Below are 26,198 nucleotides of genomic sequence, written 5' to 3' on the forward strand. Positions count from 1 at the left end.
GCGTCCCGTAATTACGGGACGCTCTTGTATAATTTACTTAAAGGTGATTTTATTTTAAACCTAATTTCAATTTCACGGCAGGCATCAAATCGTCGCCAGCCGGAGATACGATCATGCTCACTTGTGATGAATCCAATACGTAAGCGTAGCCTTTTTCTTTAGCTACAGCCTGTACAGCCTGGCTAACTTTATCAATAATTGGCTTACCTAATTCTTGTTTTTTAGCATCAACTTGTTGCTGAGCGTTATTTTGATAATCGTTCATGCGTTTTTGGATATCCTGCAACTCAGAAGTTTTTGCCTGACGCACTGCATCTGTCATTGTAGATGCATTTTTATCCAAATCAGCACCTTTGGTTTGCAATTCACCGTTCATTGTAGTTAACTGATCAATGAATGTTTTTTGATAGGCCTGTAATGTTGTAGAAACAGTTTTAGTTTCAGGCATCTGATCAATAACCTGGCTGAAGTTAACATAACCTATTTTTGTTTGCGCTTTAGCGAAACTACCCACGAACAACATACCTGCTGCAACTAAGGCGACTTTAAATAGTTTTTTCATTTTTGTTTTGTGTCCTGTGTTTAATAATGGATAATAATTATCTGTTTGTTTTTGTAACGTGTATCTGCAAATCACTCATGAATTAACCCGGAAACAGCTTTTCAATGAACAGGAACATTGGCGGCTATTTTCCCCGGTTAAATAACACTATGTAATTTGATTGGTAAACATAAAAAAAGCGTCCCGTTTAATCAGGGCGCTTTTTTTATATCATTTGTGATTCTTATTTCAAGCCTAATTTTAGTTTTACAGCAGCCATCAGGTCGTCAGCATCAGGAGATACCAATAAAGTGATCTGTGATGAATCCAACACATAAGCATAACCTTTTTCTTTAGCTACAGCCTGTACAGCCTGTGTAGCTTTATCAATAAGCGGCTTGCCTAATTCCTGCCTTTTAGCGTCAACTTGTTGCTGAGCATTGTTTTGGTAGTCATTCATACGCTTTTGAATATCCTGCAATTCGCTTTCTTTAACGCTGCGTACGGCATCAGTCATAGTAGCTCTTTTTGACTGGTAATCCTGTCCTTTTGTTTGGTACTCAGTGTTCATAGTAGTAAGCTGATCAATGAACGTTTTTTGGTAAGCCTGGATAGACGCAGTTACTGTTTTAGTTTCAGGCATCAGATCAATTAGCTGATTGAAGTTGATGTGACCGATCTTAGTCTGAGCATTTGCAAAGCTGCCCGCAAATAATAAACCAACTGCAACCAAGGCAACTTTAAATAGTTTTTTCATTTTCCTTTTTCTGTGTTTAAATAATAGTTCGATTTATCTTAATTCAAATTATTTAGCAAATACTCCTGGTTTTAGTCCTAACCTGGTTATAACATCCGCACTTTTATCATATCGCGGGTTAGCATACAACATGATCACCTCGCTGTTTTTATCAAAAATCATATCCAGGTTATCGCCTTCGGCAATTGCTTGTACAGCTTTAGACACTCTATCCTGAATAGGTTTAATCAGCGCCGTGCTTCTTTGCGAAAGCTCACCATCCGGACCAAACTTTTGGCGTTGAAAATCTTTCGCCGCCTTTTCTTTTTCTACTATTTCGGCCTCGCGGCGTTTCTTCATATCAGGGGTCATCAACACCTGATCGGCCTGATATGATTTGTACAAACGGTCTATTTCCTGAAAACGGCCGTCAACTTCTTTTTGCCACTGATCAGATAATGCAGCCAATTGTTTTTGCGATGAAGCATATTCAGGCATGTGCTTTAATATATACTCCGAATCAACATAAGCAAAACGTTGCGCATATGCGCCTGCAAAAGCAGTTAACGTAAAAAAGGCTACTAAAATTATCTTCTTCATATATTCGGTACGCAAATTAATTAAATCCGCCGGATAAACTCTGAGAAATTGTAAAATGGAACTGGCCTTTGTTTGCATCCGGTTGTCCCGGTATTTTGTCAAAGCCATAACCATAATCCAACCCAAGTAAACCAAATATAGGTAAAAATATCCTCGCGCCCACACCTACCGAACGTCTTACGTTAAATGGATTGAACTGGCTAAACTGGTTCCATGCGTTACCACCCTCAGCAAAAGCAAGCAGGAATATAGTTGCCGACTGACTTGCAATAACCGGGTGACGAAGCTCCAGTGTATATTTATTATAGATTGCACTACCTGTATTGGTGTTCTGATTTTCATTTGAACCTTCAGGTACTATCGAGAAGTTTTGGTAACCACGTAAACCAATGATCTCACTACCCTGTAAAAACTGGTAGCTCTGCATACCGTCGCCACCTAATTTAAAGCGCTCAAATGGTGATGGGCCAACTTCATGGTTATACTGACCAAGGAAACCAAACCGCACTTGCGACATCAATACAAACTTACCTACCAGTTTCGAGAACCATTGTGCATCATATTTAAATTTATAATACTCAACAAAATGGTAACGCTGCTCAGGAGTAGCTATTTTATAGTTGATATCATTAAACAATGAGTATGGAGGCGTAGCCTGGATAGTAAGCTTAATGTTTGAACCCTGTGTTGGGAAAATAGGCGCATCTATTGAGTTACGGCTCAACTCCTGGGTTAACTTGATGTTGTATGAAGTACCATTGGTGAACAGGTAACCAGTATAGTTATCAAGGCTGTAATGGTCAAAGTTAAGCGAGTAGTTTAACTGGAAGTAGTTATCAGGCCATTTCAAACGTTTACCTAAGGTAACACCCACACCGTTAATACGCAGGTTGTTGTAGTAAGGGCTTGATTTTGGATAGTACTGACCGGTTGAACTTCCCTGGGTATAAGCTGATAACGCAAAGTAGATTGGTTTTTTACCACCTAACCATGGCTCAGAGAATGTGAACGAGAAGTTTTGATAAGTACGGCCGCTTGACTGTCCTCTTAAACTTAATTTCTGACCATCACCTTTTGGAAGTGGTTTGTAAGATTTAAGGTGGAAAATATTACGGATAGAGAAGTTGTTAAATGTTAAACCTAATGTACCTACCAACTGGCCACCACCAAAACCACCCGAAAGCTCGATCTGGTCTGAAGGTTTTTCAACTACGTTATAAACCAAATCTACAGTACCATCCTGAGGGTTGATATTAGTTGGTTTAGGTTCAGTTTTTTGCTCATCAAAGTTGCCTAACTGTCCAATTTCACGAGCACTGCGAATCAGCAACTCTTTGTTGAACTTTTGTCCCGGTTTAGTCTGGATCTCACGCATTACCACCTTATCGTTAGTAACATCGTTACCTTTTAACATAACGCGGTTAATGGTATACTGAGGGCCTTCGTAAATTCTCACATCTACATCTACAGTATCGTTGTATACCCTTGTTTGTACCGGATCGGCATTAAAGGTAAGGTAACCATCATTTAAATAAAGAGATGAAACGTCATCATTACCCGGTGTAGGGCCACTTAAGCGTTTGTTCAATTCATCTTCGCTAAATACATCACCTTTTTTAACATGGAGTATCCGGTTCAACAAATCGGTAGTATACTTAGCATTGCCCGAAAACTTAACATTACCAAAGTAATATTTAGGGCCTTCATATACTTTGAGTTTTACGTTTACAGTTTCATCATCGTGTTTCCAAACAGAATCACTCAGGATCTCGGCATCACGATAACCTCTTCCCTGCATCTTTTCAACCAGGTTTTGCTTATCTTCTTCGTATTTATCCTGTTTAAATTTCTTTGAACCAAATAGGTTATACCATTTACGTTTACGGGTTTTACTTAAAAAGCCGCGCAGGGTGCTGGTGCTAAATGCTTTATTGCCTTCAAAAATAACGTCATTGATTTTAACCTTGGTTTTCTTATCAATGGCAACATCTAATATAACACTGTTAACATCGCCCTGATCTTTGCGTTGAGTGATAGTAACGGTAGTGTTTAAGAAACCTTTTTCATTAAAATGTTTTTTAATGATAGCAGTTGTTGTACTTATAAGGTTTTCGTTAACGATTTTGCCAACGCGGTCATTCAGTTTTTTCTGAACATCTTCAATTTCACCTTTACGAATGCCGGTTAAGTGCATGCGCGACAAACGAGGACGCTCCATAACTGCTATCTCCAGGTAAATGGTATCCATGTTAATTTTGGTGATGTTTAACTGAACATCATCAAATAAGCCCTGTTGATACAGGGTTTTGATAACCTCGGCATTACGCTCGCCCGGAAGGTTGATCCGATCGCCTTTGGTTAACTTGGATAACTGGATAAGGATGTCTTTATCAAGATATTTTGCGCCACTAACAGAAATACCACCAATAATATAATCCTTAGGATTAAGATAACTTAAACTATCAGCCGGTATCGATTTTGTAAGTGTAGGCCTCGGCCCATTGGATATCTGGGCGAAAGCCGTAGTAGCCAAAACCGAGAAAAGAATAGCAAAAAGAAATTTATACATTCGAATATTTTAGTGGGCTAAAAATAATTTATACAGTTGTTAAAATTTGTTAAAAGTAAAAATTTAGTTCACCTGCTCGCTTGTTAAGCCAAAACGGCGCTCGCGTTTCTGGAAATCAATCACTGCTTCATACAGGTCTTCCTTCCTGAAATCGGGCCATAACTTAGTTGTAAAATACAACTCAGCGTAAGCAATTTGCCATAATAAATAATTACTTATACGGTATTCACCACTGGTTCTGATCAGCAGTTCGGGGTTTGGCATATCACCGGTAAAAAGGTTTTGTTCAAAAACCTCTTCATTAATATCGTTTACATCAAGCTCGCCGTTTTTTACTTTTATGGCGATGTTTTTTGCTGCACTTACAATTTCACGGCGCGAACTATAGCTTAAAGCCAGTGTAAGCACCACACCTGTATTGCCTGATGTTGTTTCAATTGCACTGTTAAGTTCACGAAGACACCTTTCGGGCAACATATCCAGATCGCCAATGGCGTTGAGCCTGATGTTGTTTTTCATAAATCCGGGAACCTCTTTATGAATGGTACTTACCATCAACTCCATAATTGCCATAACCTCCAGCTTGGGGCGGTTCCAGTTTTCGGAAGAGAATGTATATAAGGTAATATATTTAATACCTAATTTATCGGCCCCCTCAACAACATCCCTAACAGATGTTACACCGTTATGATGGCCAAATATCCTTAATTTGCCTTTGCCTTTCGCCCAGCGCCCGTTACCATCCATAATGATAGCTACATGCTGCGGTAGTCTCGACAAATCAATCTGATCCAAATAATCCATATTACTATTTATCAAAAACCACCCCGTACAAACACACTTGTGTAAAATTTTTCATCAATACTATGGTCTGTTATATTCGGTTGTTAGACTAATCAATTATTAATTAACCCGATTTTGCCATTTTTGCCATGCAAATTGACGGATTTTTCAGGGTACAAAGGTAAAACTTACTTTGTATTTTTTTAGTATCCCGCACTAAAAGAAAATGTTATTGCGAATAATATATTAAAACTGCATAAACAGCCATCAAAACCGTGATTTTTCATAATTTTTACTTTAAAGACCATTAAAATAAAAAGGCCGGCAGCCATCATCTGTTTGATAATGAAAGCTGCCGGCCCCAAAAAGCTGCCCGTAAATTTGCTTACAATTGCATTACCTGTTTATATTCCTTTTTGTTTAAGCGCATCAACATCGGCAGGAACAATATTAACTATGGCATATTGCTGAATACCGGTAATGGCCAGCTCATCAAGCGTACTCACCAAATTACTGTATTGTGATTTATCGCTGGGTTTTACCAATACTATCATGGATTTACCGGTATTGTCATGTACCTTTTTATTAGTTTCGATAATAACCTTCCGGATACCATCGGCACCAAAATTGGTTACCGAAGGTGCAATAATTGGATTTTTAAGCTCGCCTAAAAAATACATAGCCTTATTGTTTTTACCCAGACACACTGTTAACGTGCGGCTGGCACCTACCGGCTCGTGCTCCTCGCCTACCGGCATGGCTATATCCATCGCCTTTGATTTAGCCAGCGTGGTGGTCATTATAAAAAAGGTAATGAGCAGAAATGCCAGGTCTACCATTGCCGTGAGATCAACGCGGGCGTTCATTTTTTTGCGTTTGTGCTTTCCGCCGCCATTTTGGGGAGATGAATTTAATTCGGCCATGACTTTAAAGATTTAAGGTTAATAATTAATCTCAATACTAAATTACAAAATCAAATACAAAAACAGAATTAAATATTGTATTTTAATTTAAAAACGAATTAAATATTGTTTTATTATCTAAAAAGGCACAATAATTCTAAGGCACTTATATCCTGCAATCAAAAAACTTAAAGCAGATCAGAAATAACAGTTTGCAGTTACGAAGGTAAAAGCGATGGTAAAATTGAGGAAGAAGTAGGTATCGTGCGATTTAAAATCACCGCGCTGGGAGCCTACAGTACCGGTATAAACTCCGGTTTTTTCACCCGAACGATCAGAAAGAGCAGCTGCAAGAGCAGGCATCTTGCTTTTATCGGCATAAACACCGCTCACATCATCAAGATAGTCGGTAAAGGCGTAACGGTATCCCATATCGGCCATAATAGTAAATTTACCAGAAAGGTTATACTTAATGCCCAGGCCGTAAGGGATCACAACCGTATTATTTCCGTAAGGCTTAAGCTGGCCTTCTGTTTTAAGCTGCCGCAAGCCAAATGTCCCACCGTTAAAATCCTGTGCCCGGGGAGCGTATGAAGCAATACCTATACCTGTAAATATATAAGGGGTGTATTTGTTTCGCCCGGCATCGGGGATATAATTCATGAAGTTAAATTCGCCGGTAAGGCTCACCTCGCGCAGCTGATCTTTAAAATTAAGATTACGATCACGAAATTGCGGATAACCCGAACGACTGTCATAAGCTGCAATATTACCAATGCCAACATTGAGCTTAGCCGAAAAATAACCGTCGAAATTTCGCTTTCCAAATATGCCTGCCGAAACGCCACTTATTTTAACCGGGTTATTAGGGTTAAGGTCCCCAATATAACCAGCACCTCCTATCGAACCGCCAATTTCCCATGTTTGGGCACGCAGCTGATAAGTTAAAAATAAGAGAACGGTAAGGAGTAAGTATTTTGGCATTAATTTAATTTAGTAATTACGGGCGTCAAGGCCCCAAAGCAATTTATTTCTTAACGTAGTTAAGTAACTTTCATTACTAAGACGGATTAAATTTAACTGAAAACTGGCTTTCTGCACATGAAACTTAACGGTTTGATCTAAAACCTCTGTCCGCGAATCGCAAGAAATGATGTAATTAGCGCTGCGGCTTTCAACCTCGAAACACAGTTTACTGGTATCGGGGATAACTATAGGCCGTACATTAAGGTTATGAGGCGATACCGGGGTTACTACTATACTATTTGACTGCGGAAAAATAATTGGCCCTCCGCAGCTTAATGAATATGCCGTTGAACCTGTTGAGGTAGAAATAATTATCCCGTCGCCCCAATATGAGTTTAAAAACTCATCGTTCAAAAATACATGGGTTATGATCATGGCCGCATCATCGCGCTTATGAATGGTTACATCATTAAGGGCGAAATTATTGCTGCCAAAAACATTTGGGTTCGAATCTACAGTAAGCAGTTCGCGGCAATCGCAGGTAAACTGCCTGTTCACTACCGCATAAATAGCTGCTGTGATGTCACTCTTATTAACACTGGCCAAAAACCCGAGCCGTCCAAAATTAATACCGATAATAGGGATCCCCGAATCGCGGATCACGGTAACCATATCAAGCAGGGTGCCATCGCCGCCAAGTGTGATAAAAATATCGATAAAGCCTTTTAAAGTTTCGGCCGGACGCAGCACCTTATATTGTATTGTGGGTAATTTATCCTGCAGGTACTCATGGAGCTGCTGATGTACGTAAATATCAACGTTGTGCTGTGCAAGGCTGTCAAAAACCTGCTGTATAAAGGGTAAAACAGATGGCTCATTAAATGGCCTGCCGTAAACTGCTATCTTCATTTTTTAAAAAAGCGAATATCGAACTTTGAAAGTACATTAATGCAGTAAGGCATAAATAATTAATCTCAGTACGGCCCAGGCACCGCGATAAGTGCCTATTAGCCGCAATCCATGCTTTTATAATGCAAATGATGCGCTATTGTTTGCTTACAGGCCTAAATAAACCAGTTTAATTGCTTAGACAGCAAAATAACTTCAAAGTAAAATAATTGAGTTTAAATATTTTAGCCTACCTTACAGTGTTAAATAACGGTTATTTTACTGATGGATCAAACCTTTATCCAAAAACTGTCCGATATACGGCTAATAGCTGATGAACTTCCCTCCGCATTAATAATTCATGAGGTTGAAACATTACAGATAGTATATATGAACAATGCTGGCCTCAATATATTGGGTACAACCCTTGATGAATTAAAAGCCATGGGGCCTGAAATATACCACGCAAAATATTTTAACACCGAAGACAGCGATGAGTATGTGCCTAAAATATTGCACCTTATAAAAAGTCGCACTCAGGACCACGTATCCTACTTTCAACAGGCCCGCTCATCAAAGCATATGGAATGGCAGCTTTTTGTTAGCAATACTAAAGTTTTTGCCCGCAATGATGCCGGCGACGCCACGCACATTTTAACTTTAGCCAGTATGCTTGACCCTGTTCATCATATAACCACCAAAGTGAACCGGCTTATGGACGACATTTCGTTTTTACGAAAAAATAACCTGCTGTTTTTGACCCTTACCCGCCGCGAAAAAGAAATTCTGAAATATATTGCCACAGGCATGAGTTCGGCCGAGATTGGAGCCACGCTTTTTATTGCCCCTGCCACCGCCGAAACGCATCGTAAAAACATCAAGAACAAGCTGCGGTTAAAAAATCATTATGATGCCGTGCGGTTTGCGCAAGCGTATAATTTGGTTTGAGACTAAAGTAGTTCGAAGTCGGCAGTTCGAAGTATTAAGTCTCACATTCAAAATTTTGCTGTTGAAAACTTACGACTTAAGACTCAGGACTTAGAACTTAAGACTACAAATTAAGGTAATTCATGAGCGAATCATACCTGTCGCGGGTGGTATCGTTGATATCGGTATGGTTAAAGGTAGCTTTGATATCATACTCGTACCTAAGGAAACTGGCGGTTATGGCCGAAATATCCTGTTTGTTGATTTTAAGCGTAACCTCCATCCGGGTTGAATCGGGAAAGGACTGAACGTAGGAGCTCAGGATCTGCGCATTATCCGACTCTACTATCTGCGCCATGTGTGCAAGTGAGTTATTCTTATTGCTGATTTCCAGTACAATGATCCCTCCCGGCTGCGATACCGACGTTATTTGGGCAAAATACTCTGTAATTGCATTAATGGATATCAGGCCAAGATAATTGCTTTTGGCATCAAGCACCGGCACAACGGTAAGCTGCTGCTCATAAAAAAGCCGGATAACGTCATAAATGTGCTGTTCTTCCAGCACATAAGGGTTAACCAGCGAAAGCGCCAACGCACCTATAGGAGTTTGATAATCACCTTCGGCTATCAGGTCATCTTCGGCAACAAGGCCTAAAAACTGCTCTTCATTTACAATAGGCAAATGCCTGAGGCGAAACTCAACCATACGGTCAAGCACTTTCTGAATGGTATCAGAAGTGTGTACCGGTGGTATCGAGTCAGCTATCAGGTCAAGTGCTATCATCTATGCATTTACTTTGGTCTCTAATTTAGCTAAAAACTGCTTAAGTAAAACATTAAATTCTTCCGGGTGCTCCATCATTGGGGCATGACCGCATTTATCAATCCAATGCAGCTCCGAATCGGGCAGCAGCTCATTAAATTCAACGGCTACCTCCGGCGGGGTGATCTTATCATTACGTCCCCATATCAAAGATACCGGAATAGTGATCTTATGCAGATCTTTCTTCATATTGTGCCTGATGGCCGATTTTGCCATGGCCAGCAAACGGATCACTTTATGCCTGTCATTAATGGTACGAAACACATCCTGTACCAGATCATCAGTGGCAATAGCCGGATCATAAAAAGTAAACTGCACCTTTTCGCGTACAAAATCAATACTTTCCCTGCGCGGAAATGAACCTCCGAATGCATTTTCATACAAGCCCGAACTGCCGGTCAAAACAAGCGCCTTTATATTTTCGGGATGTGTAGTTAAATATACTAATGCCACATGCCCGCCAAGCGAGTTACCCAGCAAAGTAATATTACTAAGCTTTTTAAATTTTATAAACTTATGTACAAATTTCGATAAACTTTTTACCCCTGTGCTGATCAGTGGCATGTCATAAACAGGTAGTATTGGGATAATAACCCTGTACTTTGATTTAAACTCATTAATAACACCATCCCAATTGCTCAAAGCTCCCATTAAACCATGCAGCAGTAACAGCACCTCTCCTTCGCCCTCATCGATGTAACTAAAACCGTGTTCCTCTTTAAGCACGAACTCCATATAAAATATTAAAAATTAATTTTCAAAATTAGCTTATACCAAAATCACTTTCAGTACAAATTCCCGTTATTCCGCTGTAAAATTAGTTTATTACGAACGACATTTAGCAAGTATAGCAATTATTTATCAATGTAGTAATGTTAAGCTTTTATTAAATAGCTTAACATTAATTCAACATTAGTGTTTAAAAAGCTTAGCAATAATTAAATGCCAAGGGCCTAACCCAATAACTGTTTAACCACCTCTGATATTGTTTTACCATCGGCCTTGCCGGCAAGTTCTTTACTGGCCATGCCCATTACGCGGCCCATATCTTTTACAGATGTTGCACCTATCCTGCCAATAAGTTCTTCCAGATATCCTTCAATTTCAAACTTGCTCATTTGCTGCGGAAGGTATTCTTCAATAACCAGCATCTCGGCTATCTCAACCTGGTAAAGGTCATCCCGGTTTTGTTCTTTATAAATATCAGCCGACTCCTTGCGCTGTTTTACCAGCTTTTGCAATACCTTAATTTCTGCATCTTCGGTAAGCTCATCGGCGGCGCCCTTTTCGGTTTTAGCTAAAAGCAAAGCCGATTTAATAGCGCGTAATCCCTGTAAACGATCTGCCTGCTTTGCAAGCATGGCCAGTTTAATGTCCTGGTCTATTTGTGTAATTAATGACATATCCTTAATTAGTGAATTATTGATTTAGTGAATTAGTGAATCTTGATGTGCAAATTTCAGCTACGCAAATGTGCAGATTATTGTAGTTCACATTTTCAAATCTTCAAATTGACAAATTATCAAATTTTTAATTTGCACATCTAAAATCTGCACATCGACTACCCCCTGAATATAGTTCCCGCGTTTGCCTGTGCTGTCGGCATGATCAGAATATCGTTAATATTAACATGTGCAGGTCGTGATGCAATGAACCAAATGGTTTCGGCTACATCATCTGCCTTCAATGGTTCAAAACCTTCATATACTTTTTTGGCTCTTTCTTTATCGCCCTTAAAGCGCACTTCCGAAAACTCGGTTTCAACAGCCCCGGGGTGTATTGCGGTAACCTTAATACCATGAGCTAAAAGGTCAATCCGCATTCCTTTATTCAAGGCATCAACAGCATGCTTGGTTGCACAATATACGTTTCCGTTGGCATAAACTTCTTTACCTGCAATTGAGCCAAGGTTTATGATATGGCCTTTACCATTTGCAATCATCCAGTTTGATACCACCCGGCTTACGTATAACAGGCCTTTAATGTTGGTATCAATCATGGTTTCCCAATCGTCAATATCGCCCTTTTGGATCGGATCAAGTCCCTGGCTTAAACCTGCGTTGTTAACCAGTACGGTTACCTTTTTCCATTTTTCGGGTAATGCTTCCAGGTTACTGATGGTATCCTCACGGTTACGTACATCAAATGATGAAACAGCAACCTCTACATTATATTTATCATTCAGGTGCTTGGCCAATTTTTCCAACCGCTCCAACCGGCGACCGGTTAATACCAGGTTATATCCCTCACGGGCAAAAACGTGCGCACATGCCTCGCCAATGCCGGCGGTAGCTCCTGTAATTAAAGCAATTTTACTCATAGGTTTGATAACTCTAAACAGCGAAATTATGTTTTTTAGTTTGAAATTTTGTCGGTTGTGGGTAAGGATGTTTTTGGAACGCGGATTTTACTCACCCCGACATCGCTGCGCTTGTCACCCCTCTCTGCTTCGCAAAGAGGGGGCTGCTATTCTTAGTTTCCCTACCCTCTTTGCCGCGAAGCCGGAGAGAGGGTGATTCAGCGAAGCGCAAATCGGGTGAGTCAAATATGCACCATGCATTAACAACCAAACGGGATCACCTATTGCGTTAAAAACGCAAAACCATTTTAAGCACTCATTATAAATGAGCGCCAGAAAGCCAAGAAAGTAAAAGAGCTTTGCGCCTTAGCGCCTTTGCGAGAAAACTATAACGAATAGTTAAGCTACTATTCAAAAATTAAACTGAACATAATGGTATGCAACCCCAACCTGCTAAGCGGTGCCGAATAAGGATTATTTTCCCGCATCAGCACGTTGCCCAATGAATTGGAGATCTTGATCTCGGGAGAGAGCTTAAAAAACTCAAAGTATATGTCGCAACCTAAGCCTGCTTCGTACGACGCAAAACCGCCTACGTTTTTCACCAGCTTTTCGGAAAGATCAAGATTGGCATCCGCATTTTTCTTAGAGCCTATGGCCTGCGTATATTTCAAGCCGCCTACAACGTAAGCCCTGAAATCGCCCAGCCTGTCCGATTTTAATTTTAATTGCAGCGGAACGTCTACCGAAGTGGTTTGCACTTTTTTGTCAACATCTTCTGATGGGTCCACATAAGAATAATGTAAAGCCCTGTCCGCAAAAATTAATGATGGTGTGGTGCGTACCTCCAAATGCTCGGTGATCCTGTAGCGAGTTAAAAAACCTACGCCGAACCCCGGTGTGCTTTTTGAGCTGATGCTGTTAAGCGGGCCTTTAACCTGCACACCATTCTCATCCAAAAATGCATTACGAAAACCGGGCTGATTGATGATCTTGAAATCGGTACTCACATAAGTAAAGCTAAAACCAAAACTCAGGTCCTCCTGATCTGCCCCACCACCCCATGCAGGTGCACGTTGAGCAAGCAATAAATTGCTGCTAAAAATAAGTACAACTACAAGCAGGTAACGGTTTATAATCATTTAATACCGGTGTATATTGAACAGATACCAAACGTTAAAGGCCGGCATTTGGTATTTTTAAAACCCACTTTATCCATCAAAGCAACAAAAGTTTGTCCGTCAGGAAAAGCAGCTACCGACTCGGGCAAATAGCTGTAAGCTCTTGCATCTTTACTGAACAACTTACCGATGCCCGGTGTAATATAGCTGAAATAGAAATTGTACAACTGTTTTATCGGAAATGCTTTTGGCTTTGAAAATTCAAGCACCACCACTTTCCCACCTGGTTTAAGTACCCGGTTGATATCAGCAAGGCCTTTTTCCAGGTTTTCAAAGTTACGAACCCCATAAGCAACCGTCACTGCGTCAAACTCAGCGCCTTCAAACGGTAATTTTTCCGAATCGCCAAGTTTTACGCCAAACTTATCACCTAAACCACGCTTAGCTATTTTTTGCTCCGCGATATCAAGCATCCCCCTTGAAATATCAACCCCGATAATTTTTTCGGGTTTCAGGATGGATAAAGCCTCAAAAGCAAAATCGCCTGTACCTGTAGCAACATCCAGGATGAGTTTTGGTTTGTCGTTCTTTAATTCGTTGATGGCTTTTTTACGCCAGATGATATCAATACCAAGCGACATGAAATGGTTCAGAAAATCATATGTTTTTGATATATTGTTAAACATATCTGCCACCTGCTCTTTTTTAGTAGCCTGCTCGTCATGGTACGGTGTTATGGTTTTGCTCATCGCGGGCAAAGATAGTGATTGTATGCTGAATGCTTTAATATTAAGAAAGGCGAAAATGAATCCTGAAACAGGGCTGACAAGTTTACTCACCCCGGCTTCGCTGCGCTTGCCACCCCTCTCTGCTTCGCAAAGAGGGGCTTTTCCTTTTACTTCTTCTACCCTCTTTCCGCCGAAGGCGAAGAGAGGGTGGTCCAGCGAAGCGCAGACCGGGTGAGTCAACTATACGCCAGGAAGTTAATACCCCGATATTAAGTTGCCCTAATTATGTAAATGTTAAGTCAATTCATTATTTTTAAAAACCAATTACAGCCGGTAGATCCCGGTAAATCACATTTAAAATTTGTTTCCTTATCCTTATGAAAGACGAACAAGAATCCTCGCGCCGTAGTTTCATTAAAAAACTAACCACAGCAACCGCGGCCGTAGCTGCCGGATCAGGCCTCCTGGCCAGCCAAAGCCAGGCCAAATCTTTTTCAATCCAAAAACGCCTTGTGGGCAACAGCCCTAACGACCAGGTAAACCTCGCCCTCATTGGTGCAGGTGGCATGGGTACCCAGGATACCATCACCGCCCTGCAGGTGCCCGGCGTAAAACTGGTAGCCGTGTGCGATTTGTACGACGGCAGGCTTAAAGATGCCAAAACCCGTTGGGGGGCCGACATTTTTACTACCCGGGTTTATAAAGAGATCCTGAACCGTAAAGATGTGGATGCCGTGATCATCGCCACCCCCGATCACTGGCACCAGCAAATTTCTGTTGATGCCATGCACGCCGGTAAACATGTGTATTGCGAAAAACCAATGGTACACGCAATCACCGAAGGCCCCGCAGTTATCAAAGCACAAAAAGAAACTGGAATGATATTCCAGGTGGGCAGCCAGGGCGTATCATCATTAGGTAACGAAAAAGCGCATGAACTTTTAAAAAGCGGCGCTATTGGCGAGTTGAACTATGCCGAAGGTTTCTGGGCCCGCCGTGCACCTCTTGAGGTTTGGCAGTACCCCATCCCTGAAGATGCCTCGCCCCAAACTGTTGATTGGGAAACGTATATCAGCAATACTAAAAAACGACCATTTGACGAGAAGCGCTTTTTCCGCTGGAGAAACTATACTGATTACGGCACAGGCATGGCGGGTGATCTGTTTGTTCACTTGTTTTCAAGTCTGCATTTTATCACTGATTCCGTTGGCCCAAATAAAATTTACGCTTCAGGCGGTTTACGTTTCTGGAACGATGGCCGCGAAGTGCCCGATGTGCTTTTAGGCACTTTTGATTATGGCAAAACCCAGGCACATCCGGCCTTTAACCTTTCCTTAAGGTGCAACTTTGTGGATGGCACCAGCGGTACTACCTATCTTAAACTGGTAGGCAGCGAGGGCTCCATGGATATAACCTGGGATAAGGTGACCTTAAAACGCAATAAGGTTTTAGCATCCGATGATCCTTTTTATCTTGACAAGCTAAAAAAAGCCGGAAGCGGTTACGCCGAACGCAAAAAGATGCTGCCCCCTGAAGAGATCACCTATGATGCCGATAAAGGTTACCTCGGCGGCCCGTATGATCATATGAACAATTTCTTTACGGCTATCCGCAACAAGGGCAAAGTAACCGAAGATGCTATATTCGGTTATCGTGCAGCAGCCCCTGCCCTGCTATGTAATGATAGTTATTACAACAATACTCCTATGTTCTGGGATCCTGAAAAAATGCAGCTCATTAAAAAATAAACACATCACAGCAAATACCTTATTATGAAACAACAGTTTAAAAAGCTTGGTTTGGTACTGGCCGCTGCCGGCCTGGTTTGCGTGCAAACGTCGGCAATTACTGTTCATGCACCTAAACCCGCCAAACAGGCTACCCCTGCAAAAGGCGGATGGGTAAACCTTTTTGATGGCAAAACATTAAAAGGCTGGCATGGCTTCAACAAAAAGGGCCCGGTAAAAAACTGGACAATTATTGACGGTTCACTTGTTTGCCTTGGCGCAGCACAGGGCGATACCGGTGGTGACATTGTAAGCGATAAAGCCTATACCAATTTTGAGCTTTCATGGGAATGGAAGATAGATAAAGGCAGTAACAGCGGTGTGATGTACCATGTGGTTGAAGATCCGAAATACCACGCCAGCTATGAAACCGGCCCCGAATACCAGATCATTGATGATGCAGGCTGGCCCGAAAAACTGGAAGACTGGCAAAAAACCGGCTGCGATTATGCCATGTACCTGCCTAACACCTTAAAAAAAGTAGCGCCGGTTGGCACCTGGAATACCAGCAAAATTGTTTTCAATAACGGACATGTGGAACATTGGCTTAATGGCAAAAAAATCATTGCTTTTGAAGCATGGACCGCAGATTGGAAAAAGAAAAAAGCTGAAGGTAAATGGAAGGATTACCCCGATTACGGCAATGCCAAAACAGGTTTAATTGCCCTACAAGATCACGGGCACAAAGCCTATTTCAGAAACATTAAAATAAAGGAGTTATAAAATTTATAACTTTTTGCTTCGTACCCGCGTATAACAGTTTATCTTTATAAAAAACTCATTGCGAGGTACGAAGCAATCCTTAACAGCAGGCAACCATGCAATATCGCCGGCAGCGGGACTGCTTCGCCGTTCCACCTCCCAATGATCGGGAAAGAAATAATCTTTTGATCCCCCGTTGAATATATAACCCGCAATGAGTTTTTTTGTTTGCTATGATCTGTTAATTAGCGAGTTGCAGCAAACCTTCAATATCCAGCCTCCGGGTAAACATCGTTAAGTTACCATCCTGATCTACAGGCCATAGCTCTTCTGGCCGGTCCCAGTAAAGCTCAACACCATTTTGATCGGGATCGTTCAGATAGATAGCCTCAGATACCCCATGGTCAGATGCACCGGTGATCTGATAACGGGCTTCAATTAACCTTTTTAGTATAACGGCAAGGTCTTTTCTTTCAGGATATAAAATTGCGGTATGGTACAAGCCCGGTGCATATTCCGGTGCCGGCGAAGCGCCTTTACTATGCCAGGTATTTAAACCTATATGGTGATGATAACCACCGGCAGATATAAAAGCAGCCTGATCGCCATACATTACCATCTTTTCAAAGCCCAACAAACCGCAATAAAAATCAAGCGACTTTTGCAGGTCGCTTACTTTCAAATGTACGTGGCCAATTCGGGTTTGGGCGGGTATTTTATAATCGTTCATTATATTACATGTTTAAACATCAAATTTAACTATTATTGCGCTGTTTTTTGTTTTCCTATTGTAAAACAAGCTTATAAATAGGTAACCACTATTTACGTTGGCATTTTACCACAGTGAGCGCATAAAGTAAAAATACTACCTTTGCAGAATGATCGTAAAATCGGCCGACTTTATTTGCAGCAATACCCAGATTAGTAAACTGCCTCCACCGGTAAAACCGGAGTATGCATTTATTGGGCGCTCAAATGTGGGCAAGTCATCCCTCATCAATACCTTAACCGGTAAAAAGGGACTTGCCAAAACATCGCAAACCCCTGGCAAAACGCAGCTGATCAACCATTTTTTGATCAACGAAAACTGGTACATTGTGGATTTACCAGGTTATGGTTATGCCCGCGCATCAAAAAGTGAAAAAGCCAAGTGGGATAAATTTATCCATACCTACCTGGATAAACGCGAAAGCCTGCAATGTGTAATGGTACTGATTGATAGCCGCCTCGAGCCGCAAAAGATAGATGTTGAATTTTGCAATTGGCTTGGCGAAAAAGGCCTGTCGTTTGTATTGGTATTTACCAAGGCCGATAAACAATCTTCAGTTAAAACAGATCAAAACATAGCTAAATTTCGCAAAGCGATGCTGGCTACTTTTGAGGAAATGCCACAATTTTTTATAACATCATCAGAAACACAGCTGGGCCGTGAAGAGATCCTGGCATTTATAAGTAATATAAATCAGCACTTTGAAGTGCCGTTGTTCAACCCTCCGGCCTGAGTATAATAAAACCATGAAAAAATACTTATCCTTAGTAACCTTCGCCCATACCATTTTCGCCATGCCGTTCGCATTTATCGGCTTCTTTTTGGCGGTAACTACAACAGAATATCATTTCGACTGGCTTAAGCTGGTTTTGATGGTGTTGTGTATGATATTTGCACGTAATTCGGCTATGGCATTTAACCGCTATCTGGACAGGGACATTGACATTCAAAACCCACGCACAAAGCAGCGCGATATTCCTGCAGGGAGGATCAGCCCGCGGGCTGCTTTAACGTTTGTCATTATCAATTGTCTGTTGTTTATTACGGCAACATGGTTTATTAACAGGCTTTGCTTTTTCCTTTCGCCGGTAGCCTTATTTGTGGTGATGGGTTATAGTGCAACCAAACGTTTCACGGCGCTTTGCCACCTGGTATTGGGATTGGGCTTATCGCTTGCCCCTATCGGTGCTTACCTGGTGGTTACCGGGCAATTTGCTATTACACCCATATTTTTCTCTTTATCTGTACTTTGTTGGGTAAGTGGTTTTGATATTATATACGCCCTGCAAGATGAAGATTTTGACCGAAGCAAAAACCTGCACTCAATCCCGGCTTATTTGGGTAAACTAAATGCCTTAAGGTTATCTACCTTTTTACATGTGCTTTCGGCTATATTTATCATGATGCCAGCTGTTGAAACTCACGTAGGCTTCCTGTACTACATCGGTATCGCATTCTTCTGCGCCATGCTGATCTACCAGCACCTGCTTGTAAAACCAAACGACCTGAGTCGCGTTAATTTTGCATTCATGACAACCAACGGTATTGCCAGCGTGGTATTTGCTGTATTGTTTTTGCTCGACAGGATATGGATCCACTAAGCGCCCTCCAAAAGTTTCGGGAATATTTTGAAAGATATGTTCCGCTTACTGACGAAGAGTGGCAGGCTTTATCGCAATACTTAACTGTAGATGCTTTAAAAAAGAAAAGGTTTTACGTAGAAGCCGGCAAAGTATGCGATCATATCGGCCTGGTGGTAAAAGGTGCGGTACGCTACTACCATGTTAAGGACGGCGAGGAAATAACAGGCTACTTCAGCTTCGAGGATGAAATGCTGAGCTCATACAAAAGCTTTTTGACCCGTACCCCGGCCGCAAACTATATCCAGGCGCTTGAAGATTCGGTTACAGTGAATCTGAGCCATAAAGGTTTACAGCAAGCCTGTATGAATGAACTGCTCGGCTTTAAAATGGAACGCTTCGGCAGGTTAACAGCCGAACATTACCTCATCTGTTACGAAGAACGTATTACCGCTTTCATCACCCAATCGCCCGAAGAGCGTTACAGCGATCTTTTACAAACAGGAGGCGAAGCCCTTTACCGTATTCCTCAACATTATATTGCCAATTACTTAGGCATTACCCCGGTTTCACTTTCGCGGATTAGGCGTAGGATCATGAAGATAAGCGCCTGATAAGGAGGCGAAAGGTAAAAGGCGAAAGGATAAAGGTTTTTGAGGAGAGCTGAAAGCCGAAGGCTTAAAGCAGAAAGCCAAATAAAAATTCAAAAATCTACTAAATCCGAAATTGAACTTCCGAAATCCAAAATCAGAATAATTCCGAAATCGAACATCCGAATTCCGAAATCTCCCTAATTCCTTATCTTTTGTTAACGTTTTGATTTACAAAGGCCGCCTACCTTTGTTATACACAAAACGAAAAAGATCATGCATACTATATTAGGAGCCGGCGGTCCGGTAGCGAACGCACTCACCAAAGAGTTAATTAATCATAACGAAACCATCCGTTTAGTTAGCCGCAAACCGGTTAATACCAATAATAATCCAAAAGTAACCTGGCAAAAAGCCGATCTGCTCAATTATGATGAAGTGCTGTCGGCAGCAAAAGGATCAACAGTAATTTATCTTGTTGCAGGCCTGGTTTACGACAAAGACATCTGGCGGGCACAATGGCCGGTGATCATGCAAAATGTGATCAACGTTACCAAAGCAACCGGCGCACGTTTAATATTTTTTGATAACGTTTACATGTACGGATTGGTTAATGGGGCTATGACCGAAGATACACCTTACCAACCCAGCAGCATAAAAGGCGAGATCCGTGCAGGCATTGCTAATATGCTCATGGACGAAGTTAAAGCAGGCGACATCAACGCAACCATTGCCCGCGCACCTGATTTTTATGGTGCTCCGATAAACAGTTTTATTGACATGATGGTGCTGAGCAATTACGCAAAAAAGCAGAATGCGCAATGGATAGGCAATCCTAATTGTAAACACAATTTTATTTATGTGCCCGACGCAGGTAAAGCTATGTTCATGCTTGGTCAGGATCCTGATAGCGGCAACCAGATCTGGCACCTCCCTACCCCGCCAGCCATCACCGGTAAACAGTTTTTAGATATTGCCGCCAGGGTTTATAAAGTTGAGCCAAAATATACACGCGTTAATAAAGTAATGCTATGGATGTTTGGTTTGTTTAAAAAAGTGGTAATGGGTACGGTAGAAATGTATTACCAGTATGATCATGACTATATTTTCGATAGCAGCAAATTTGAAAAAGCATTCAATTTTAAACCAACAAGCTATGAAGATGGTATAACCGAAATATCGAAGAATACTTTATAAGTCGTAAGTCCAAAGTCATTAGTCTTAAGTTTTTAAGTCCGTAGGCTGTAATCGCATCTTGCGGATTTTTTACTTTCAGCTTATTAATTATTTGCACATCTCCAACCATAATCTGCACATTTGCACATAAGCATATCTGCACATCTAAAAATCATGATCCACAAAAAAACAAGAACATATATTCCCGCTTCCCTCGATATTAAATGGGAAACGCTTGAACCTTTTTATAAAGAACTGCTTGATCGTCCTATTAATTCGGTTGAAGAACTGGAGAAATGGCTGCGCGATAAAAGCGAACTTGAGGCGGCTTTAGAAGAAGATTTTGCCTGGCGCTACATCCGCATGACCTGCGATACGAACAGCGAAGAACTGCTGCAAAAATTCCAATATTTTGCTACCGAAATTGAGCCCCAAATTGCCCCATTCAGCAACGAGCTAAACAAAAAGCTGGTTGCCAGCGAATATGTTGACCAACTGGACGGCGAGAAATATTTCATCTTCCTCCGCGCCGTAAAAAAAGCATTGGAGCTTTTCCGCGAGGAAAATATCCCGGTACAAACCGAGATCCAGGTGGAGCAGCAGAAGTACCAGTCGACCACCGGTGCCATGTCTGTCCATATTGATGATAAGGAGTTTACTTTAGAGCAGGCTTCCGTATTTTTAAAAGGTACCGACCGGGCCAAACGCCAGGAAGTTTGGGAAAAGATCACCAACCGCCGTTTGCAGGACAAAGAAAAGCTGAATGAGCTTTTTGATCACCTGCGCAAGCTTCGCCATACAGTAGCCACAAACGCGGGCTTTGAAAACTTTCGCGATTACATGTTCCAGGCATTAGGCCGTTTTGATTACACGCCACAGGATTGCTATGCCTTCCACGCCGCTATTGAAACTGAAATAGTCCCTATCCTGAGAGCTCAAGCCGAAAAACGCCGCGAGGCTTTAGGTTTGCCTGCTCTTAAGCCATGGGATATGGATGTAGATATCTCAGGCAAACCAGCTCTTAAACCGTTTCAAAATGGCGAGGACCTGATCGAAAAATCTATCCAATGCTTCAGCAATATTAACCGTTATCTGGGCGAGCGTTTGGAGATCATGAAGGATAACGGTTTGTTTGATGTGGAAAGCCGTAAAGGTAAAGCCCCGGGTGGTTACAACTATCCGCTGGCCGAAACCGGTGCACCGTTCATTTTCATGAACTCGGCAAACACTTTCCGCGACCTAACCACGATGGTACATGAGGGTGGCCACGCGGTTCATACTTTCCTTACCGCCGACCTGGAACTGAACGATTTTAAACATTGCCCGTCTGAAGTTGCAGAACTGGCCTCTATGTCGATGGAGTTGATCTCGATGGATAACTGGAATGTTTATTTTGATAACGAGGAAGACCTTAAACGCGCCAAACGCGATCAACTGGTCGACGTATTGAAAACCCTTCCATGGGTAGCTGTGGTTGATCAATTCCAGCACTGGATCTATACCAACCCCGATCATACCGATGCCGACCGTACAACTGCCTGGATCGAGATCTTTGAACCTTTCGGCGCAAACTTTGCCGATTGGAGCGAGCATCCAGAAGCATTGGCTAACTTGTGGCAAAAACAACTGCACATTTTCGAAGTGCCTTTTTATTATATTGAATACGGAATGGCCCAGTTAGGTGCTATCGCTGTTTGGAAAAACTACAAAGAAAATCCTGAAAAAGGTTTGCAGCAGTATCTTAACGCCCTTAAATTAGGCTATACCAAAACCATCAAGGAAATTTATGAAACCGCCGGGATCAAATTTGATTTCAGCGCGGCTTATGTAAAAGAGTTGGCTGAGTTTGTTAAGGCTGAGTTGGATAAGTTGAATTAAGATATTCGCTTCAAAAGCGCCTCATCAAATATGTCATTGCGAGCGCAGCGTGGCAATCGCACGGAAGCAAGGCCGCCCTGTATAGCATGCGGTTGCCACGCTGCGCTCGCAATGACATTGTTTTAATTACTTGCCGTGGTTGGCTATGGTTAAAGCTTTCAGCTTTATCTACTTGGGCTGAAAGCCCAAATTATGTTACACCACGGGTTACGCTGCGCTAAACCCGCGGCAGCTTTTTCTTTTACCCCAATATCTTTTTATACAACGCCCAATAATCCCTCACCATTTTTTCACTTGAAAACTGTGAGTTTGCCCAGTCATAACAGTCAGCCCTGCTGATCTGATCGAGCCAATCAACAGCATCAACCGCTTCATCAACCGTATTAACTAAAAAGCCTGTCTGTGCATCTTTGATCAACTCGGGCATCGAACCGCGGTTGAAGGCAATAACCGGCGTACCACAAAGCATGGCTTCGGCTATACTCAAACCAAAAGGTTCATCAAAGCTGATGGGGTGTAATAAAGCATAGGCTTTTCCCAAAAGCTCCCGCCGTTTATCAGGACCGGCATGACCTATATATTCAATCTCTTCAGATAACTGCGGTTCTATCTTTTCTTTAAAATAATTAGCATCCTGCACTATGCCAGCTATCAGCAGCTTTCTTTTACTCTTTTTGGCGATCTCAATCGCCTCAGCAGTGCCTTTATCAGGATGGATCCGGCCGAAGTATAACAGGTAATCATCCGGCTGTTCATAAAACTGAAAATCACGGGTATCAAGTCCGTTGTAAACCGTAGCTAAATAATCAAGCTCAAGGCTCCGGTCGGCATTGCTGATAGATACATAATGTCCCCTGCTATTGTATTTTTTATAAACCGGGATGATCTTCGGCGATGAAAAACCATGTATGGTAGTGATCACCGGAGTTTTGATCAAGCCCGAATATGTTAAAGGCAAAAAGTCAAAGTTATTATGGATGATATCAAACTGGCTTGCTTTTTCCATCAGGTTACTGATGTGCAGGCATTCCAGCACTTTAGCATCCTGCGTTCTGTCTTCCTCATAACCAGTGGCGCAAATGGCATCAAGTGTTCCTGCGGTTATCGAATCACCTGTGGCAAAAAGTGTTACTTCGGCCCCAAGTTTGATAATACCTTCGGCTATGTTTGATGCTATCTGCTCCCAGGGCCCGTAGTGCCTGGGCGGTGTGCGCCAGGCAACAGGGGCTAATACAGCTACTTTCATTTAGCAGATCTGCAGCTTTTGACCGTATTTATTGTATTCGTATTCAAGCTCGAATGCTTTCAGTACAGTGAGGTGCGATATCAGATAAGCCAGCGTACTTTCGGCTCCTTGGTTACGGTTTATGCCGCCGGGCAGCAATCCATCGCAACAGCCCTTGGTTTCGTGATCATACAATGGTGCACGTAACGTATTTTCGCCCAGGAACCATTTATAGCTCAGGAACATTTTTTCAATATATTGCGGAATCCTGAATGTTTGATAAGCCTGAAAATGCATCAGCACCATAGCCATGGTTTCAATAGCCTGCTGATCAAATGTAGGGAATGTACCTCCACGATAATACCAGCCATCATTACCAACAGGGCTTAAATATCCGTTCGAAAGCGTAAGCTGATCGAGGAAAGCCATGGTTGCCAAAGCTATTTTCTTGGCTTCTTCATTACCCGTTATTTCACATGAATGCAACAATGCAAGTGGAAGAATGGCGTTATCGTAAGTCATTTTCTCCTCAAACCATTGCCAGTCGTCAGATTGTGTATTGTTGTAGGCATCTATCAATGGCTGGGTTAGGTTAGCCAGGATCTTCACCATGCCCTCATCTGTAGGGTAAACCTGCAGGTATAAGCTGATACCAATTATGGTATTGGCCATTCCCCTTAAATGTTTCAGCGCTGCAAAATGTGGTACCGATTTATGAAAGATCTCTAACGAAAACTCCCGGTACGAGTTACTTGCCGCACAGCCAATCAAATGGCCAAGCGCCCAAATGGTACGGCCAAATGAATCCTCCGAGCCTACCTCATCCAGATATCGTCTGTCAAAACTCAGGAAGTTGCGGAAGTTACCATCGTCGGTTTGCATGTAGTGTATGTAGCTCAGGTATATCGGCAGCAGTTCAAATGCCTCGCGGCTCCCGTTACGCTGATAAGCCATCAGCGCCATGATGAGGGCACGGGCGTTATCATCCAAACAATAACCTTCTTTCAGATTTGGAATGCCGTATTTGGCATGCTGCACAATCCCTGTATCATCAGTTAAACGCAATACATGAGTTAAACTGAATTTTGGCAGGATCTCGGGATCAACAATACTATTGCGCAGAATCTTATCGCTAAAGTCATAACGAACCAATGATTCCTGTGCTACTTTAATAAACTCAGCCCCAATTACCGGCCAGCGCAGATGCAGCCCATATTGATACGCGTTTTCTTTTAATTCCTTCAGTACACGGTCCTGGTCAAGCAGCTCAATAACTGTATCGGCCAATGCATCTGAATTTTTAAAATCAAATAGGCGACCTCGTTTATCGGCCAGCAGTTCAGTAGCGTGCCAATATGGTGTTGATACTACGGCTGCTCCTGCACCCACCGCATATGATAATGTACCACTGGTGATCTGTGCCTCATTTAAATACGGGGTTACATAGATCTCACAAGCAGTGAGGTAATTCACCAGCTCTTCTTCGGACACGAACTTAGCAATGAAAGCCAGATTTTTTGATACCCCCAACTGGGCAGCAAGCGATTTCAAATGGTCACGATATTCTTCTCCCGAATTTTTAATCACACCAGGATGCGTATTACCTAATACCACGTACATAACATCCGGATGCTTCTCAACTATTTTGGGAAGTGCTTTTACAACGGTTTCCAAACCTTTGTTACGGCTCAGCAAACCAAAGGTGAGCATCACTCTCTTGTTTTTAAATGACGACAAGTTCTTAACCGGGTTTTCGGCAGGAGCTTCTACATCAGGTACGCCATGCTCTATGATCTGGATCTTATCGGCAGGGATCTCGTAAATATTGGTCAGAAATTCAACAGCACGTTTGCTCATCACAATAATCTTTGATGACTGTTCGGCTATCTCCCTGATGATGATACGCTGCACGTAGCTTGGATCTTTTAATACTGTGTGTAAAATAGATATTAGCGGCTTTTCGAGGCGATTGATGAGCGGCAAGATATAAATGCCGCTTTCTCCACCGTAAATGCCAAACTCATGTTCCATAATGCAAACATCGGCATCGCTTGTATTGACATAATTTGCGGCCCGGATATAATCCTTTTGATGATTTTGGCGGATAACATATTTTACCTCCTCCGGGTATTCATATTCCTGTAGATTTTCCGAATCATTAAGTGCTACAACAAAACCGTTTTGCAGCAATGTCTTCCTATCCGGAAAATTTGAGCCTATGGCCCGCATCAAATTATTATTAAATGTTGCAAGACCGCATTCGCGTGGGGGATAGGTTGATATATATGCTATTTTCATAAGTAGATTGTATATAGATGCAAGTTTTTGAATTCAAGGCTCAACAATTTTTTAATTAATTGTATAAACGCCTGACTATTTAAATGGGCAGAAGTGACCTTATTTATTGCGATTACAGCATTTCTTGCGGCATTTTCATAGCTATTACTATAAATGCACAAACCATACCATTTTAACTCAAACTAAAATTTGACGGTGGGTATTTTATAAAGTAACTTAATCGTTACTTTCTTTTAGAAGAGAGCAGTGATGTTAAATCATGTTAAGATACGTAAAAATAACCGATTGCTTCGGTTATAATTTGGCT

The 26,198-nt window shown here is 41.9% G+C and carries 25 protein-coding genes; 8 read left to right on the forward strand and 17 right to left on the reverse strand.

What is annotated here, in order from left to right; genetic code table 11:
- Window positions 1–49: 49 nt before the first annotated feature.
- The 8 genes from MTO98_RS27240 to MTO98_RS27275 form a co-directional block, all read right to left on the reverse strand.
- On the reverse strand, window positions 50–562 hold the full coding sequence (locus MTO98_RS27240) for an OmpH family outer membrane protein (protein ID WP_243482142.1): 513 nt from the start codon (window positions 560–562) through the stop codon (window positions 50–52).
- Between the two features lie 223 nt (window positions 563–785).
- Window positions 786–1,298, reverse strand: coding sequence for an OmpH family outer membrane protein (locus MTO98_RS27245; protein WP_243482143.1), 513 nt, complete (start codon window positions 1,296–1,298; stop codon window positions 786–788).
- A gap of 48 nt (window positions 1,299–1,346) precedes the next feature.
- Complete coding sequence (locus tag MTO98_RS27250) at window positions 1,347–1,877, reverse strand: OmpH family outer membrane protein (protein ID WP_243482144.1); 531 nt, start codon at window positions 1,875–1,877, stop codon at window positions 1,347–1,349.
- Window positions 1,878–1,893: 16 nt separating this feature from the next.
- Window positions 1,894–4,446 (reverse strand): outer membrane protein assembly factor BamA, encoded by a 2,553-nt coding sequence (gene bamA, locus MTO98_RS27255; RefSeq protein ID WP_243482145.1) that lies wholly within the window; start codon window positions 4,444–4,446, stop codon window positions 1,894–1,896.
- A gap of 63 nt (window positions 4,447–4,509) precedes the next feature.
- Complete coding sequence (locus MTO98_RS27260) at window positions 4,510–5,250, reverse strand: isoprenyl transferase (RefSeq protein WP_243482146.1); 741 nt, start codon at window positions 5,248–5,250, stop codon at window positions 4,510–4,512.
- Window positions 5,251–5,633: 383 nt separating this feature from the next.
- Window positions 5,634–6,152 (reverse strand): biopolymer transporter ExbD, encoded by a 519-nt coding sequence (locus MTO98_RS27265; protein ID WP_243482147.1) that lies wholly within the window; start codon window positions 6,150–6,152, stop codon window positions 5,634–5,636.
- Between the two features lie 177 nt (window positions 6,153–6,329).
- Window positions 6,330–7,115 carry a DUF6089 family protein gene (locus MTO98_RS27270; RefSeq protein WP_243482148.1) on the reverse strand — a complete coding sequence of 262 codons (786 nt, stop codon included), beginning with the start codon at window positions 7,113–7,115 and terminating at the stop codon, window positions 6,330–6,332.
- A 9-nt stretch (window positions 7,116–7,124) separates the two neighbouring features.
- Window positions 7,125–8,006 (reverse strand): NAD kinase, encoded by an 882-nt coding sequence (locus MTO98_RS27275; RefSeq protein WP_243482149.1) that lies wholly within the window; start codon window positions 8,004–8,006, stop codon window positions 7,125–7,127.
- Between the two features lie 264 nt (window positions 8,007–8,270).
- Here MTO98_RS27275 and MTO98_RS27280 point away from each other — a divergent pair, with 264 nt between their 5' ends.
- Window positions 8,271–8,933, forward strand: coding sequence for a response regulator transcription factor (locus MTO98_RS27280; RefSeq protein ID WP_243482150.1), 663 nt, complete (start codon window positions 8,271–8,273; stop codon window positions 8,931–8,933).
- A gap of 103 nt (window positions 8,934–9,036) precedes the next feature.
- On the opposite strand, the gene MTO98_RS27285 is transcribed toward MTO98_RS27280, so the two are convergent.
- The 6 genes from MTO98_RS27285 to ubiE form a co-directional block, all read right to left on the reverse strand.
- A complete protein-coding gene (locus MTO98_RS27285) occupies window positions 9,037–9,699 on the reverse strand; it encodes a CBS domain-containing protein (protein WP_243482151.1) in 663 nt (220 codons plus the stop codon).
- Window positions 9,700–10,473 (reverse strand): alpha/beta fold hydrolase, encoded by a 774-nt coding sequence (locus MTO98_RS27290; protein WP_243482152.1) that lies wholly within the window; start codon window positions 10,471–10,473, stop codon window positions 9,700–9,702. It lies immediately after the preceding gene.
- Between the two features lie 218 nt (window positions 10,474–10,691).
- Window positions 10,692–11,141 carry a GatB/YqeY domain-containing protein gene (locus MTO98_RS27295; RefSeq protein WP_091172583.1) on the reverse strand — a complete coding sequence of 150 codons (450 nt, stop codon included), beginning with the start codon at window positions 11,139–11,141 and terminating at the stop codon, window positions 10,692–10,694.
- 158 nt (window positions 11,142–11,299) lie between these two features.
- On the reverse strand, window positions 11,300–12,058 hold the full coding sequence (locus MTO98_RS27300) for an SDR family oxidoreductase (protein WP_243482153.1): 759 nt from the start codon (window positions 12,056–12,058) through the stop codon (window positions 11,300–11,302).
- A gap of 386 nt (window positions 12,059–12,444) precedes the next feature.
- Window positions 12,445–13,179, reverse strand: coding sequence for an outer membrane beta-barrel protein (locus MTO98_RS27305; protein WP_243482154.1), 735 nt, complete (start codon window positions 13,177–13,179; stop codon window positions 12,445–12,447).
- A complete protein-coding gene (gene ubiE, locus MTO98_RS27310) occupies window positions 13,176–13,907 on the reverse strand; it encodes a bifunctional demethylmenaquinone methyltransferase/2-methoxy-6-polyprenyl-1,4-benzoquinol methylase UbiE (protein WP_208864852.1) in 732 nt (243 codons plus the stop codon). The genes MTO98_RS27305 and ubiE overlap by 4 nt, the downstream gene beginning before the upstream one ends.
- Window positions 13,908–14,263: 356 nt before the next feature.
- Here ubiE and MTO98_RS27315 point away from each other — a divergent pair, with 356 nt between their 5' ends.
- Together MTO98_RS27315 and MTO98_RS27320 are read left to right on the forward strand one after the other, a co-directional pair.
- A complete protein-coding gene (locus MTO98_RS27315) occupies window positions 14,264–15,634 on the forward strand; it encodes a Gfo/Idh/MocA family protein (RefSeq protein WP_243482155.1) in 1,371 nt (456 codons plus the stop codon).
- Window positions 15,635–15,658: 24 nt separating this feature from the next.
- Window positions 15,659–16,396 carry a DUF1080 domain-containing protein gene (locus MTO98_RS27320; RefSeq protein ID WP_243482156.1) on the forward strand — a complete coding sequence of 246 codons (738 nt, stop codon included), beginning with the start codon at window positions 15,659–15,661 and terminating at the stop codon, window positions 16,394–16,396.
- Window positions 16,397–16,616: 220 nt separating this feature from the next.
- On the opposite strand, the gene MTO98_RS27325 is transcribed toward MTO98_RS27320, so the two are convergent.
- A complete protein-coding gene (locus MTO98_RS27325) occupies window positions 16,617–17,105 on the reverse strand; it encodes a VOC family protein (RefSeq protein ID WP_243482157.1) in 489 nt (162 codons plus the stop codon).
- 148 nt (window positions 17,106–17,253) lie between these two features.
- Here MTO98_RS27325 and yihA point away from each other — a divergent pair, with 148 nt between their 5' ends.
- From yihA to MTO98_RS27350, 5 genes are all read left to right on the forward strand, one after another.
- On the forward strand, window positions 17,254–17,877 hold the full coding sequence (gene yihA, locus MTO98_RS27330; RefSeq protein WP_243482158.1) for a ribosome biogenesis GTP-binding protein YihA/YsxC: 624 nt from the start codon (window positions 17,254–17,256) through the stop codon (window positions 17,875–17,877).
- 13 nt (window positions 17,878–17,890) lie between these two features.
- The gene (locus MTO98_RS27335) at window positions 17,891–18,745 is read left to right on the forward strand and encodes a UbiA-like polyprenyltransferase (protein WP_243482159.1); all 855 of its coding nucleotides are present in this window, start codon (window positions 17,891–17,893) and stop codon (window positions 18,743–18,745) included.
- On the forward strand, window positions 18,733–19,338 hold the full coding sequence (locus tag MTO98_RS27340; protein ID WP_243482160.1) for a Crp/Fnr family transcriptional regulator: 606 nt from the start codon (window positions 18,733–18,735) through the stop codon (window positions 19,336–19,338). Before MTO98_RS27335 ends, MTO98_RS27340 begins: the two co-directional genes overlap by 13 nt.
- A gap of 252 nt (window positions 19,339–19,590) precedes the next feature.
- Window positions 19,591–20,511, forward strand: a complete 921-nt coding sequence (locus MTO98_RS27345; protein ID WP_243482161.1) for an NAD-dependent epimerase/dehydratase family protein — start codon at window positions 19,591–19,593, stop codon at window positions 20,509–20,511.
- Between the two features lie 153 nt (window positions 20,512–20,664).
- Window positions 20,665–22,368, forward strand: coding sequence for a M3 family oligoendopeptidase (locus tag MTO98_RS27350; protein WP_243482162.1), 1,704 nt, complete (start codon window positions 20,665–20,667; stop codon window positions 22,366–22,368).
- A gap of 241 nt (window positions 22,369–22,609) precedes the next feature.
- Here MTO98_RS27350 and MTO98_RS27355 read toward each other — a convergent pair whose 3' ends face one another.
- Entirely contained in the window at window positions 22,610–23,614 is a 1,005-nt protein-coding gene (locus tag MTO98_RS27355; protein ID WP_243482163.1) for a glycosyltransferase family 4 protein, read from the reverse strand.
- Complete coding sequence (locus MTO98_RS27360) at window positions 23,615–25,891, reverse strand: glycosyltransferase family 4 protein (RefSeq protein ID WP_243482164.1); 2,277 nt, start codon at window positions 25,889–25,891, stop codon at window positions 23,615–23,617.
- Window positions 25,892–26,198: the final 307 nt, after the last annotated feature.

This window comes from Mucilaginibacter sp. SMC90 (assembly GCF_022811725.1).
Taxonomy (GTDB): Bacteria; Bacteroidota; Bacteroidia; order Sphingobacteriales; family Sphingobacteriaceae; genus Mucilaginibacter.